The organism is Aneurinibacillus sp. REN35 (assembly GCF_041379945.2).
Classification (GTDB): Bacteria; Bacillota; Bacilli; order Aneurinibacillales; family Aneurinibacillaceae; genus Aneurinibacillus.
This window is the reverse complement of the sequence record NZ_JBFTXJ020000003.1, coordinates 196,343-209,856: the sequence shown is the minus strand read 5'-3', so window position 1 is coordinate 209,856 and position 13,514 is coordinate 196,343. Positions and strand designations below refer to the sequence as shown.

The following is a 13,514-nucleotide window of genomic DNA, read 5'->3' as shown; positions in this document are numbered from 1 at the left end:
GATCGCCTCCTTAGTTTCGATTAAGAATGAATCGCTTTGCCTTCCACCGCAAGTGCTGCTTCGCCCATGATTTCCGAGAGCGTTGGATGCGGATGAATCGTATGGGCAATTTCCCATGGAGTGGCATCCAGCACACGCGCCAGTGCACCTTCCGCAATCAAATCGGTTACATGCGGGCCGATCATGTGTACACCCAGCACATCATTGGTTTCTGCATCTACTACAAGCTTAACGAATCCGTCATGCTCACCGTAAACCAACGCTTTGCCGATGGCCCGGAAATTGAATTTTCCTGTTTTGACGCTATAGCCTTTTGCTACGGCTTCTGCTTCACTAAGCCCTACATTGGCTACCTCAGGACGACTATACGTACATTTCGGCACCATCGTATAATCGATTGGGTGCGGATGCTGCCCTGCCATATGCTCAACGGCGACAATGCCCTCATGTGATGCAACATGAGCCAATTGAAGGCCGCCGATCACATCACCAATCGCATAAATATGCGCTTCGCCTGTTTGGAACATGTTATTGACTTTAATATAGCCGTTTTCCACTTCTGCTTCGACGTTGTTTAAACCGATATCTTCAATGTTTGCCTGACGACCTACCGAAACAAGAACTTTCTCTGCCGACAATTCAATTTCTTTACCATTCTGCTCCGCCTTGATTACTGCCCCGCCTTCACCAATTGAGAGCGTTTCTGGCAGTACCTTTGCTCCGGTATGTACCTTAATTTTGCGCTTTTTGAGCAGACGGCCCATTTCTTTGCTAACTTCTTCATCCTCAAGCGGAAGAATGCGGTCTGCATATTCCACAACCTGAACTTCAACCCCAAGATCATTGAACAGAGAAGCCCACTCAATTCCGATTACACCGCCGCCGATAATGAGAACAGACTTAGGCAGCTCAGTAAGCGCAAGCGCTTCATCACTTGTAAGTACGACCTCTTTATCAATCGTCAATCCCGGCAGCGTACGCGGACGAGATCCTGTTGCAATCAGCACAAATTTCGGAACCAGAATTTCTGATTCGCCATTTTTATACTCAATATTGATCGCTCCGGCCTGCGGTGAGAAAATAGACGGTCCCATAATACGGCCGGTGCCTTCGTATACATCGATTTTCCCCTGCTTCATCAGGTGCTGCACACCTTTATGGAGCTGATCTACGATTCCCTGTTTACGCTCCTGCATTTTCAAAAAGTTAATGCCGATATCGCCAGCTTCAACTCCGTACTGCGCACCGTTTTTTAATGTATGGTATACTTCCGCACTACGAAGCAGCGCCTTGCTCGGAATGCATCCTCGATGCAGACATGTGCCACCCAGTTTATCCTTCTCAACCACTGCCACTTTTAAGCCCAGCTGGGAGGCACGAATGGCGGCTACATAGCCGCCCGTACCTCCACCGAGCACCACTACATCATATTCATTGGACATAAGGCACCTCCATAATTAATGTGAAATCACAAACGGCCGTTCTTCCTATTTATGGTGGATGCGGGACAATTCATGCTTGCCGTCTGCAAGAAACGTGCTGCGTGAGCGCTGCATGCTAACAATACGCTCTTCGCACATACGGTCGGCAGCTCGGTATGTCGGAATATTATCCCGCTTGGAAATGTCAATGACCTTTTGGATGTTGTCATAGATGCTTTCAACTTTTTTCATTGCGCGGTCACGATTATAGCCCTGAAGCTCATCTGCGACATTGATCAAGCCACCTGCATTAATGATATAGTCAGGAGCGTAGACGATTCCCATCTCCTGGATGATGTCACCGTGACGCTCTTCACGCAGTTGGTTATTCGCTGCACCGGCAATTACCTGCGCTTTGATCTGCGGAATGGTCGTATCGTTGATCACTGCTCCTAGGGCACATGGAGAGAAGATGTCGCATGTTTGGCTGTAGATGTCATTCGGGTCTACTGCCTTTGCTCCGAACTCATCCACTGCGCGCTGTACGTTATCTTTATTAATATCTGTAACGATAAGCTCTGCTCCTTCTTCATGCAGATGACGGCACAGATTATAGGCTACGTTCCCCACACCCTGTACGGCAATCGTCTTACCGCTGAGATCATCCGTGCCGAAGGCTGCTTTAGCTGCCGCTTTCATGCCGCGGTATACACCGTATGCAGTAACCGGGGATGGATTACCGCTGCTGCCAAATGCAGGTGAAACGCCGGTAACATAGTCGGTCTCCATATGAATTGTATCCATATCTGCAACTGTCGTTCCCACATCTTCCGCTGTAATATAGCGGCCATTGAGCCCTTGAATATAACGGCCAAAAGCCCGGAACATTTCTTCATTTTTGTCTTTACGCGGATCTCCGATGATAACGGCTTTTCCGCCGCCTAGATTAAGACCTGCACCAGCCGCTTTATAAGTCATTCCGCGTGCTAGGCGCAGTGCATCCTCAATCGCATCTGCCTCTGTATCATATGTCCACATGCGCGTCCCGCCGAGTGCAGGGCCGAGCGTCGTATCATGTATTGCGATAATCGCTTTTAAACCGGAATTCTGATCTTGGCAGAATACCAATTGTTCGTAATCATACTTTTCCATGTACTCAAAAATATTCATAAGGATTTATGCCTCCTAAAAGTTATACATCTTTCGTTAATGAAAGAAGCCATCAGCACACCTATCTCTCTAGTGTGATTGATTTTTGTTCTCCATCGATTTTTATTATGCAACTTATGTGCCAACTTTTTCTTCGTAAACGCTTCCAAAAAAGGTAGCGGAATTACTGAAGTTTGCCTCGAGAAATGAAAAACAAACGATATCAACATCATGCAAATAATTGCACAGTGCGCAATTATTTGCATGCATTTTCGTGCTAAAGGTTATATTTTTCAATTTTATAATATAAATTCCGAATGGAAACACCCAGTTGTTTTGCTGTTGCTGTCTTATTTCCCTTGTGGGCCGCAAGCGCTTCGGCAATGATCTGCGCTTCAATCTCCTCCACCCGCTCATTCAGTGTGCGTTGGTCTTGATCAACCGCCTGAAAACGCGAAGAAAACGGTTCCCTCTCGTGTACATCCTTCTTCAGATCAGTCCGATCATTCTCCGGCACGGTTAAATCAGGGAGATGATACGGCTGCACTGTCGTATCTTGAAATCTCATATTGATAAGCGAGCGGCTGATTACATTTTCCAACTCCCGCACATTTCCTGGCCAGCCATACTCGCTTAAACGCTGTAGCGTTTCATGTGCTACATCCTGTACATTGCGTCCATATTCTTGATTATATTTATGGATCAGATGATTAACCAACTCCTCCATATCCTGTGCGCGGTAGCGTAGCGGCGGAATCACAATCGGCAATACATTAATTCGATAATATAAATCTTCCCGAAATATTCCATTCTGCATCGCCCTCTCCAAATTTACATGCGTAGCGGCAATTACGCGCACATCTACTGCCAATGCCTTCGTACCACCAATCCGCACAATTTCTTTCTCCTGGAGCACACGTAAGAGCTTCGCTTGTGTACTCATTGACAGCTCTCCGATTTCATCGAGGAAAATAGTACCCCCGCTCGCCTCTTCGAACAATCCCTTTTTCCCGCCCCGCTTTGCTCCCGTAAAGGCCCCTTCCTCATAACCGAATAACTCACTCTCAAGCAGCGCTTCCGGAATGGCTGCGCAGTTCACACGGATGAATTGGTTATACTTCCTCGGACTCTCATTGTGAATAGCATGGGCAAACAGTTCTTTTCCAGTGCCGGATTCTCCCCGCAGCAATACAGTGGCCGGGGTTTTGGCTGCCTTGCGCCCCTGCTCAATCGCATGCAGCATCCCGTCGCTGCGTCCGACGATATCATCGAATGTATAACTTGCTTCAAGCTTTCGTACCAAGCGCTTTACCCGCTCAAGCTCCTCCGTTAATTTTTTGATCTCTGATACATCATGGATAACTCCGACGCTCCCTTTAAGCACTCCATCAACCACGACCGGAGCTACATTAACTACGACATCCCGCTTTTTAGGGCCAACCTTGAGCGGCACTCCGCGCACCGGCTGGCCGGTACGCAATACCTGCATATGCATACTCTCACCTTCTGAAATATCTACATCAGCCGGCTTGCCGATGACGTCTTCTTCTCTCAATCCGGTTAAACGAGTATACGCAGGGTTAATCATCAGTCCTTTCCCTTGTGTGTCTACAACAGAAATCGGATCATTGGATGATTGGATGATGGCCGAAAGCAAACTCTGTATATCCGTCAACGTCATAATCTCATTCGTTAACGTCGCTACTTCCGTAACATCGCGAAAGACCGCAACAGCCCCGATAATGTCGCCATTCTGCTCAACAATTGGAACCCTGTTCGTTACAATACGCCGGGTATCATCTAAGGATTGCTCCTGATTCAACTCCGACTTCCCTGATTGCAATACAGCATGCAGCCGGGAATTCGGAATGACCTCCTCTGCCTTCTTCCCCATTGCATCTTCTATTTTTATACCCAAAATCCGTTCCGCTGCACGGTTATATAATGAAATCATCCCCCGCTTATCCACTGCGATCATGGCATCATATGTAGAGTTCAACACGGTATCAATTTCACGCTGTTTACCGTGCAATACACCCACCAGCCGCATTTTCTCATCAATAAGCTGCATCATTACAGAAGCAACATTGCCCGGAATAATAACGGTGTCTTCTGGCTTAATGGCCTGCAGTTTCCGATACATTGTATGATCACCAGTCACTTCGAGTACAACATCCACACCCGCAGCAAAAAATGTTTCGATTGAGTCGCTTACAGGTATGCCCGCTTCCTCGGCAAGAATAATACCTGGCGCCGTTCTATCAACATCAACGATACCAACAATCGTAACAGTATCCATCTCATGAAGCACACGCAAAAGCGCCGTACCGCCATGACCCGCTCCCATAATTACAATCTTCATGTACGTCCTCCCTAGCCATGAAAAAAATTGCAGACTCCATCTTCATTTAATCAAAGGAGACGAAGGGAAGCAAGAGTAGACAAAGAGTGGAGAAATCGCTAAGATGAGAGCATAGGAAAGAAAAGGTAGGGAAGAAGGATGCTGTTACGATTTGTTGCCGTATTTATTGTGTATGTGATTCCAGGCGCTGTTGCAGCCTATGGCTTTAAAACCATGCGGGATACGCTGTATCTGTATTTTGATCCGGCTATCAATCAATTCCTGATTGGCCGATTCATTCTCGGATTCGTACTTTTTTTGCTTGGTGTTGCATTCATCGGTGGCTATATTTTACATCGGGATCGAAAAAAGAACCTTGTACAAGCACGTTTTCAAAAGGAAGAACAACAGTAAACACATACCAAAAGAACCGAAGGAGCATGCATTCCGCCCTGCTACGGTTCTTTTTTTGTCCCCTATTCTAGCGTTACTTGAAACGGCCCCATCCATCTATCCGATGCAGCAGCGGGTGCTTCTCAATCACCGCAGTTAATGACACCTGCTCCGTATACAAATGAAGAGCTATGAGCAGCGTAACAAGCACCCATTCTCCAAGCGATCCAAAGGAATAGATGCAGAACGCTCCCCCCAAAAAACCAAGCAGGTTAGCCCCCGTATCACCTAGCATTGCTTTTCTTGAAAAATCAAAAGCAGCAGACGCAAGCGTACATACGAATACATACAGAAAGAGCGGAAGCATCTCCGCAGCGATTACACCTATCCCTATACATAAAAACTGTATAAACCAGAATCCTTTTAACGCTCGACCCGGCCGCACATCAAGCAAGTTAATAAAATTCGCTCCGAGCATAAGAAGCAGGCTGTGAGCTATAAACGAGCTGCATGCTGACGATGTGCGAGAGGCAACCAGGATGGCACAGCCGCCAATCACAGCCGCTTTCATCAGTCCCGTGCTTATGCGGCCATTGCGCCACAATTCCTGCACATGACCGCGTATTCCTTTTGCCTCCCCCTGTCCAAATCGGTCATCGATCCAACCGGACAATGAAGCGGCCATGGCTCCGCCTGCAACGAATAAAATATTTTGATTATAATCAATGGCGATTCCTATCCCCATAAAGAGCAGCAAGCTAAAGGCCAGCACGGCTCCATAACCAAGCGGAATGGCTTTTCCTTCGTAGTTGTAAGCAACCCAGCCATAAGTCAAAAATAAACGGATCATACCGTGCATCCCTATATAACTGATCATCCATCCTGCCGTAAGAAATACCAGCAATTCCGCCATCATCTATGCCTCCGCCTCTCCGCCATCGTTCTGCGTATGACAGCATATTGCTTGCCTCGATGCCAAAAACCAGACACGGTTCGACCATACTCACGGTGCATGATGGGCATGGGAACTTCACGCATTGGCAGGCCTGCCTTTAATATATCGAGCGTCATAGCCGCTTCGATACCAAATCCGCACTCCCAGTTCTGCACGGCACAAGCTGCACGACGCGTCAATGCACGCTGACCTGATAAGGGAGCGCGCAGCATAGTTCCTGTTGCCTTATATATCTCGCGCTGAGCAAGGCGTCTCGCTAAACCAAAGCCCCCTCTGTGTGCTGACGGAGGACAAGCGACTGCCATCTCACATGCATCCTCCTCTAGCTCGTCCAACAACCTGACAACATGAATAGCTGTAGCCCCAAGATCCGCATCAACAAATAAGATTCGCTCATGAGGCACAGCTTGTACGCCCTGCCATAATGCCGACCCTTTTCCTCTATTTTCTTCAAGACGAATGACTCCATCCGCCCACTTTGCAGCTAGCTCGGCCGTATTATCTTCGCTTCCGTCATCTATGACGATAATTTCGCATGATGACAGGTCTGCTTGCATACGTAATGCTTGTAATGTCTGCCTGATCCATGCGCCTTCATTATATGCAGGAATGATAATCGCAGCGGCTTTTTTCATCGTTTTATCTGCATCCAGTTCTTTAGATGGCGCACCCACGGCAGCGCAGGCTGACTATTTCCATATATACAATGAATGCCCTTCGCATCCATCAATCGACTACCAATCTTCATGCGCGTAAGCAATGTACTGGCCATACCGTCGCGATTTTTTTCTAGGAATTCTTCCATGGCGGTATGTGTTCCGACGCTTATAATTAACGATACGCCGTGGTCATATGCATATAATAGCGCCATATCTTCACTCGTCCCGGGCGCGGCAAGCTTATGGTATGGAATACAAAGGTCACTGACCCTCTTAGCTCCGGGTGCTTCTCCATTCGGATACGCATGTACAACGATGTCTGCGGCAAGTCGTAACGCTCTATCGCTCACACTATCCATATCTCCCATAATAATATCCGGTATTAGACCTTGTTGAAGGAGAGCATCAGCCCCTCCATCCACCCCTATCAGCACAGGACGGTACATTGAGATGTAATCATATAGGGCATATAGATCTTCTCTATAATGCCTTCCACGCGAGACAACAACCGCCGGACGACCTGCAAGCCGTGTCTGAAGGGGCAAGGAGGAGAGAGGCTGAAATAAGTACTCCTTCTCCCGCAATGCATAATCAAGCGTATTATCCACGAACTGGGTTAGCTTCTCCGCCGCCTTTTGTATGGCACTCTGGTATGCGACCTGCCACATCTCGCGTGTAACCGGCAAAAGGCGAATCAGCATCGCTTTGTCCTTTTTCCTAAATAAGTAATGCCCGTCAATCATGATTTCCTCTCCATTAGAGAGCTCTCCTACAAGACTTGGTCTTGCAGGACAATCGTACAACGGTATGCCTGTATCTAATAGCAATCTGGCTCCGCGCGCCTCATATTCTCCTGTGAACGACACGGCACAATTAATAACCGCTTTCACCCGCTGTTCGATCAGTCCACGTGCCGCCAATTCATCAATATCCGGATGGGAGATCACTGCAATATCTCCCGGCCGAAGCGAAGCAAGCATATGTTTAGTACTATGCCCGCACCGAACGGGACCACGAACCATGCGGTTGTATTTTTCGGAACGCAGGAACATCATCCGATCAACTCCTTCCTTATGTAGTATGGAAGGAAGAAGGGTTTTCCATACGAAACAAAAAAGAGAAGGCAAGCAAGCCATCAGCTTTGCTCCTTCTCTTTTTTTCCGCTTATTTCCGGACGATTCTGCCCTTCCAACGTTTCATGCCGCCGGATACATTGTATAGATTTTTAAATCCTTCTTTTTTCAGAATGCGTGCGGCCTGAGAGCTGCGAAATCCGCTTTCGCAGACAAGGTATGTGTCCTTGTCTTTCGGAATACCAGTAGCAGCTACCTTTACCTGACCAAGCGGAATGTTGCGCGCACCCTGGATATGGCCGCCACGATACTCATTCGACTCACGCACATCGATGATCTGCTTGCCCTTCGGCTCCTTCATCGCCTCTTGGAGTTCATCTACCGATACGCTTTTCACACCGCGGGGCGGCAGCATACGATAGATAATGAATACGAGCAAAAGTCCCAGTAATGCTACAGCTAACCAATCCATATTGTTGCTTCTCTCCTTTTCTTATATACCAATAATGGTATCGTACTACAGGTTATTCGGGCTTGCAACAACAGACAAAAGCCCCGTCTGCCAAAATTGCATTGACCACGGGGCTTTTTGTCTTACTGATCCGTACGAAAACGGTTGACAACCTCCTGGAGTTGAATGGACAACTCCTTTAATTGATGGCTGTCATTAAGAATCTCCTGTGCGGATGCAGCCTGTTGCTGGCTTGATGCACTTACCTGCTCCGTGCTGGCAGAGGCTTCTTCCGTAATAGCCGCGATGCTCTCCATCGACTCCGCTACGGTGACAGTATTGCGTTCTACCTGATTGATCTCACGCGCAATCGCCTCCGTCAATTGAGTCACCTCTTTAATCATGGCAACCATTTCAGAGAAGTACGCGCCGGTTTTCTCAACCATAGCTCTGCCTTCCTGTACCGTAGCTACGCCGCTGCTAATAGAGTGGGAGGCACGATTCGCCTCTTTCTGCGTATCGATAATAAGCGTCTGAATCTGAGCGGTGGCCCGATTGGTCTGCTCGGCTAGCTTACGCACTTCGCCTGCCACTACGGCAAAGCCCTTGCCGTGTTCACCTGCACGGGCGGCTTCAATGCTTGCATTAAGTGCTAATAAATTCGTCTGCTCTGCAATGCTTGCGATCAATGTAACAATGCCGCCAACCGCATTGGACTTCTCTTCAAGTCCTTGCATCATTTGCGCTGACTCATAAATTCGCTCGTCTACCTCTTGGATTCTGCTTACTGCCTGTCCCGATGCTTCAAGCCCTTCTTGAGAGAGATTCGACATTCTCATAAACGACGCAACCATATGCGATGTCTCTTGTGAGATGCTGTCGATGGTACGCTTCATCGTTCCCATCTCTCCTGTCACTTCACTGACAGAATCAGCAATAGTAGACGAGCCGGCAGCCAAATCCTGAATCGTAACGGCCACCTCTTCGGATGCACGCTTCGTCTCTTCGCTTGATATGGTCATGTTCTGTGACGACTGCTCAAGATGTGCAGACGTTTTTTTCATCGTCTCCACAATCTCGCAAATATTATCAATCATTTTGTCGAAATTCTGACTCAATGCGCCTACTTCATCTTCGCTGTTTACATTGGCACGTACCGTTAGATTTCCCTCTGCCAATTCAGAGGTCAGATGGCTTAACCTACGAATCGGCCGCACAAAACGTGAGGCAAACAGAATAAGAAGAATACACGTAAAGATAAGGACACCGACCACCGTTGCCAGCGAAATTTTAGCCAGATACGAAAGCTGTTCTGTGGCCTCCGCTGCCGGAGCTGTAATAACAAGCGACCAGCTTGTCCGTGGAATGAATGTATAATAGCCTAGTTTTTCTGTTCCTTCGTAATTGTAGCGATGTGAGCCTGTTTTGCCTGTCTGTGATTCTCGAATAAGATATGTTAGATCGTTGTTTCCATTTTTAAGTACATTTTCTTTAAGGATTTTGTCTTTATTCGGATGCGCAATAATCATTCCGTCTTTTTGCGTCATAAACGCGTAGCCCGTTTTGCCAAGCTTCACATCCGAAGCGATCACACTGGTAATATAATCTGCTGTAATAACTCCAGCCAGCACGCCTTTTCTCTCTCCGCTTTTTGTTTCTAGCGGAATAGCAAATACGATGATTTTTTTGCCGGTCGTCTTTGCTATCATCACATCAGAGACCGCCGTCATACCACTCATCGCTTTTTTGAAGTATGGACGATCTGCTACATTCGTCCGGTTTCCATCAGTCGTAATCGTATTTCCCTTCTCATCCCCAACAAAAAAATAATCGAACTCCTGATTCACTTGCAGTTGATTCTTTAAATACGGTATTGCTTCTTCTAACGGTCGTTCCTTTAAGATATCAGCTTGCGCAATTGTATTCAGCACGCTCTCACGCACAGCAATCCAAGTACCAAGCTCCTTCTTTAAATTACTGATTTGCAACTCAGCCTTCTCATTAAAATTCTGTTCGAGAAATTCCGTTGCTTTTGAATGGTTGATCCAAGCAATTGTCGAAAGCGACACAATCAGAATCGGCAGCACCATCCACAGCAGCTTGCCTCTCAGTGACTTCACAGCAGTATTCCCCCTTATTGTCGAATTCTGACCTTTTAACTATATAACTTATTTCCTAATTCTAGCAATATGACAATAGCAAAAAACACAGAAAAATTTAGGAATAATTTCATGAAAGGTTCACTTTTTATGGTACAGTGGACTCAAAGCTAAGAAGAAATGAGGAATGATCATGCTAGAGCATACGCTATTCCAGACGCTAACGGATGGCGTACTAATCATGGATGCTAAACGCAAGATATTGGAGATGAATCCGGCTGCTTCCAAGATGACCGGATGGACAATCGGGCAGACAGTGCCGTATTGCGTATACTGCCAGAAACGAAAGCTTGTCCCCGGTGAAGAACGCTGTCTCATGACGGGCAAGAACGCACCAACCTACTTTGAATCGGACATGCCCACGTTACAGGGAGAAACCATTCCTGTTTCATTCAGCACCGCGCATCTGCCTTCAGAAAACGATACCGATAGACAGATCGTACTCATGCTGCGCGACCTCTCACAGAAGAGAAAAGAAGAAGAGCTGCAAATGGCCAAATTAATGGCCCGTCAAACAATCGAGGCACAGGAGGCAGAACGCAAGCGATTGGCTCAAGAGCTGCATGACGGCATCGGTCAATCATTATATAGTATCTCCATGGCGCTTGGGCTTCTACGTCAGGACATAGGGGAACATAAGGTGGATCTTCTTGATAACATTACCGCTACGCTTCAGACAACAATGAAAGAGGTGAAGCGCCTATCTGTAGCACTTAGACCGCCTGCACTCGATATTCTCGGACTCAAGGCCGCTTTGCTATCTCTAGCTCGTCAGGTAGAAATGCATTTCCCGCTAACTGTCACCATTCATTATCATCTGCCTGCCGAATTGCACTTATCTTCTTCTACAGAATTAAACATATATCGCATACTACAAGAAACTCTCTCCAACGCAGCAAAGCATGCAGGAGCTGCGACAGTTTCGATCTATCTCGAACAGATGAATGCGACAGATGATCTGCGACTCACTGTGTGCGATGACGGGATCGGATTTGACCTCTCTCACGTCCACAAACAAAGCGAAGGGCTTGGCTTAAGACATATAGCAGAACGAGCCCGCCTGCTTGAAGGACGCGTAGACATCCATACCGCTCCACAAAGCGGAACAACCGTTCAGGTTACCATACCATATGCGGAAAGAGGGGAGCACACCGGTGAAAAAAGTTACGATTTTATTAATTGAAGACCATGTTATTGTTCGTTCAGGACTTACTTTATTCTTAAACAACCAGCCGGATATGCTCGTTATAGGAGAAGCAGCCGAAGGTACAGAAGGACTACAGCTCCTGCATACCATCCGCCCTGATGTAGTGATTACCGATCTATCGATGCCTAAGGGGATGGACGGGTTTACTACCTTACAGGAAATCCACCTCTCCTTTCCTGACATACCGGTGCTTATTCTTACGATGCATGACGATGAAGTATATGTGAAAGAGGCTTTGCGGCTTGGCGTGCGCGGTCTTGTACTAAAGCAAACAGATACGAATCAGCTTCTTGCGGCTGTACGCTCTCTTGCAGAGGGCAAACAATATTATGATAGAAGCTTTGGTGAACATACCATTAGCCGTTTACTGTATGAACTTAAAGAAGAAGAAAGAAGAACGCCGCTGACAGCACGCGAAGAAGAAGTGCTCCGTCTTACCGCTATGGGTTATACGAATAAAGAAATATCGGATCGATTATTCATCAGTGTAAAAACGGTGGAAAATCATAAGGCAAGCCTGATGAAGAAACTCGCCCTATCTTCACGTGCAGAATTGGTGCAGTATGCCATTGAAAAAGGGCTTCTGCATATACAGAAGCCCTTGTAAGTATTGATCATCATTATGAACCGATATAATGGGATAGCTGCGGTAGCATGCGCATCTCCTCAACCATACCCGATTGGCAAAACGGACAGGCAGGCTGCATCGCAAAGGAATAATCCTGCCGCATCCATCCCTTACATCCCTCATTTTCGCATCGCCATATATTTACTTCGAACAGCGGAACCTCTTCCACTTGCTGTTTGCCTCGCATGAAAGCCATACGTCTCCCATCCTTCCTGTCAAAGTATCCATAGTATATCTGACTCTATATTTTTTATGCTTTTTTGTCGAAAAAAGCGAAACGACACTTCTTTTGATAACCTTTGTCGAGTGGGTAGGAACTTTTTCATTTATGCCGTATTCTTTACGTAAAGGACGTGAGGATGAGGAGGATGAATATAATGCAAAGCAATAGCACATGGATGGCGTCAAAAGATGTGGCCGGCAAGCTCGATGTAAGTGTACGGACTGTCCGTAATTGGATCGATACATTTAGTCCTTATATGGTGCTGCAAAAAAATAGCCAAGGACACTTCCTCTTAAGCGAGCAAGCATTTAATCTACTCATCGAAATCAAGCGGGTTAAAGACTCAGGTGTGCAGACGCTCAAGGAAGTAGAAGATCTGCTCCTACTTGAAAAAATACTCCCCGAAAAAAAGGAGCTTGACATTGATTATGATCTATCGGTGGACGATGCTCCTCCAAAATCCGAATCCAACACCACTTATTACTTATACGAACGAATGAACGAGATGGAACGACACATAAGCCAACAGCTATTTGAAATCGTACATGAGCTAGGACACGCATCGGAAGCAGCGGCCGCAAACCAGCAGCAAGCACTTCCGGAAGATTTAATGCTTACACAATATTATAAAGAAATCCTTAGAAAAATGGAGGAAATGGAAAAAAGGCAGGAGAACCTGCGGCTTGAGATGCGCAAAATGAATTTTGAGATTCAAATGATCGGTGCCATGCAAAAACAAGAAGAAAAAAAGAAAAAGGGATTCTCTTGGTTCTTCTTCCGCTTCTCAAAAAAGCAGTCCGGAAAAAAGGCAGAGCAGCACAGTTAAATCTATCTTTACAGAAAAAAGGCCGCTTT

General features: G+C 46.7%; 13 protein-coding genes. 4 read left to right on the top strand and 9 right to left on the bottom strand.

All coding sequences use genetic code 11. The features are described from left to right. Positions 1-20: 20 nt before the first annotated feature. The 3 genes from lpdA to AB3351_RS07425 all read right to left on the bottom strand — a co-directional run bounded on the left by lpdA (position 21) and on the right by AB3351_RS07425 (position 4,932). Positions 21-1,442 carry a dihydrolipoyl dehydrogenase gene (gene lpdA, locus AB3351_RS07435; RefSeq protein ID WP_371146494.1) on the bottom strand — a complete coding sequence of 474 codons (1,422 nt, stop codon included), beginning with the start codon at positions 1,440-1,442 and terminating at the stop codon, positions 21-23. Between the two features lie 45 nt (positions 1,443-1,487). Beyond that, positions 1,488-2,591 carry a branched-chain amino acid dehydrogenase gene (gene bcd, locus AB3351_RS07430; RefSeq protein ID WP_371146493.1) on the bottom strand — a complete coding sequence of 368 codons (1,104 nt, stop codon included), beginning with the start codon at positions 2,589-2,591 and terminating at the stop codon, positions 1,488-1,490. 256 nt (positions 2,592-2,847) lie between these two features. Continuing rightward, positions 2,848-4,932 carry a sigma 54-interacting transcriptional regulator gene (locus AB3351_RS07425; RefSeq protein WP_371146492.1) on the bottom strand — a complete coding sequence of 695 codons (2,085 nt, stop codon included), beginning with the start codon at positions 4,930-4,932 and terminating at the stop codon, positions 2,848-2,850. Positions 4,933-5,073: 141 nt separating this feature from the next. Between AB3351_RS07425 and AB3351_RS07420 the strand changes: the two genes are divergently transcribed. Continuing rightward, positions 5,074-5,325 carry a DUF2627 domain-containing protein gene (locus tag AB3351_RS07420; protein WP_371146838.1) on the top strand — a complete coding sequence of 84 codons (252 nt, stop codon included), beginning with the start codon at positions 5,074-5,076 and terminating at the stop codon, positions 5,323-5,325. A 73-nt stretch (positions 5,326-5,398) separates the two neighbouring features. On the opposite strand, the gene AB3351_RS07415 is transcribed toward AB3351_RS07420, so the two are convergent. From AB3351_RS07415 to AB3351_RS07395, 5 genes are all read right to left on the bottom strand, one after another. Beyond that, positions 5,399-6,220, bottom strand: coding sequence for a hypothetical protein (locus AB3351_RS07415; RefSeq protein ID WP_371146491.1), 822 nt, complete (start codon positions 6,218-6,220; stop codon positions 5,399-5,401). Continuing rightward, a complete protein-coding gene (locus AB3351_RS07410) occupies positions 6,217-6,894 on the bottom strand; it encodes a glycosyltransferase family 2 protein (protein ID WP_371146490.1) in 678 nt (225 codons plus the stop codon). Before AB3351_RS07410 ends, AB3351_RS07415 begins: the two co-directional genes overlap by 4 nt. Continuing rightward, positions 6,891-7,973, bottom strand: a complete 1,083-nt coding sequence (gene steA / locus AB3351_RS07405) for a putative cytokinetic ring protein SteA (RefSeq protein WP_371146489.1) — start codon at positions 7,971-7,973, stop codon at positions 6,891-6,893. Before steA ends, AB3351_RS07410 begins: the two co-directional genes overlap by 4 nt. 109 nt (positions 7,974-8,082) lie before the next feature. Beyond that, complete coding sequence (locus AB3351_RS07400; RefSeq protein ID WP_371146488.1) at positions 8,083-8,463, bottom strand: rhodanese-like domain-containing protein; 381 nt, start codon at positions 8,461-8,463, stop codon at positions 8,083-8,085. 122 nt (positions 8,464-8,585) lie between these two features. Further along, complete coding sequence (locus AB3351_RS07395; RefSeq protein ID WP_371146487.1) at positions 8,586-10,562, bottom strand: methyl-accepting chemotaxis protein; 1,977 nt, start codon at positions 10,560-10,562, stop codon at positions 8,586-8,588. A gap of 172 nt (positions 10,563-10,734) precedes the next feature. On the opposite strand from AB3351_RS07395, the gene AB3351_RS07390 reads away from it, so the two are divergent. Together AB3351_RS07390 and AB3351_RS07385 are read left to right on the top strand one after the other, a co-directional pair. Next, positions 10,735-11,784, top strand: a complete 1,050-nt coding sequence (locus AB3351_RS07390) for a PAS domain-containing sensor histidine kinase (protein WP_371146486.1) — start codon at positions 10,735-10,737, stop codon at positions 11,782-11,784. After that, positions 11,756-12,415 carry a response regulator gene (locus AB3351_RS07385; RefSeq protein ID WP_371146485.1) on the top strand — a complete coding sequence of 220 codons (660 nt, stop codon included), beginning with the start codon at positions 11,756-11,758 and terminating at the stop codon, positions 12,413-12,415. The genes AB3351_RS07390 and AB3351_RS07385 overlap by 29 nt, the downstream gene beginning before the upstream one ends. A 13-nt stretch (positions 12,416-12,428) precedes the next feature. On the opposite strand, the gene AB3351_RS07380 is transcribed toward AB3351_RS07385, so the two are convergent. Further along, on the bottom strand, positions 12,429-12,632 hold the full coding sequence (locus AB3351_RS07380; RefSeq protein WP_371146484.1) for a cold-shock protein: 204 nt from the start codon (positions 12,630-12,632) through the stop codon (positions 12,429-12,431). 181 nt (positions 12,633-12,813) lie between these two features. Here AB3351_RS07380 and AB3351_RS07375 point away from each other — a divergent pair, with 181 nt between their 5' ends. Then, positions 12,814-13,485 (top strand): hypothetical protein, encoded by a 672-nt coding sequence (locus AB3351_RS07375; RefSeq protein WP_371146483.1) that lies wholly within the window; start codon positions 12,814-12,816, stop codon positions 13,483-13,485. Positions 13,486-13,514: the final 29 nt, after the last annotated feature.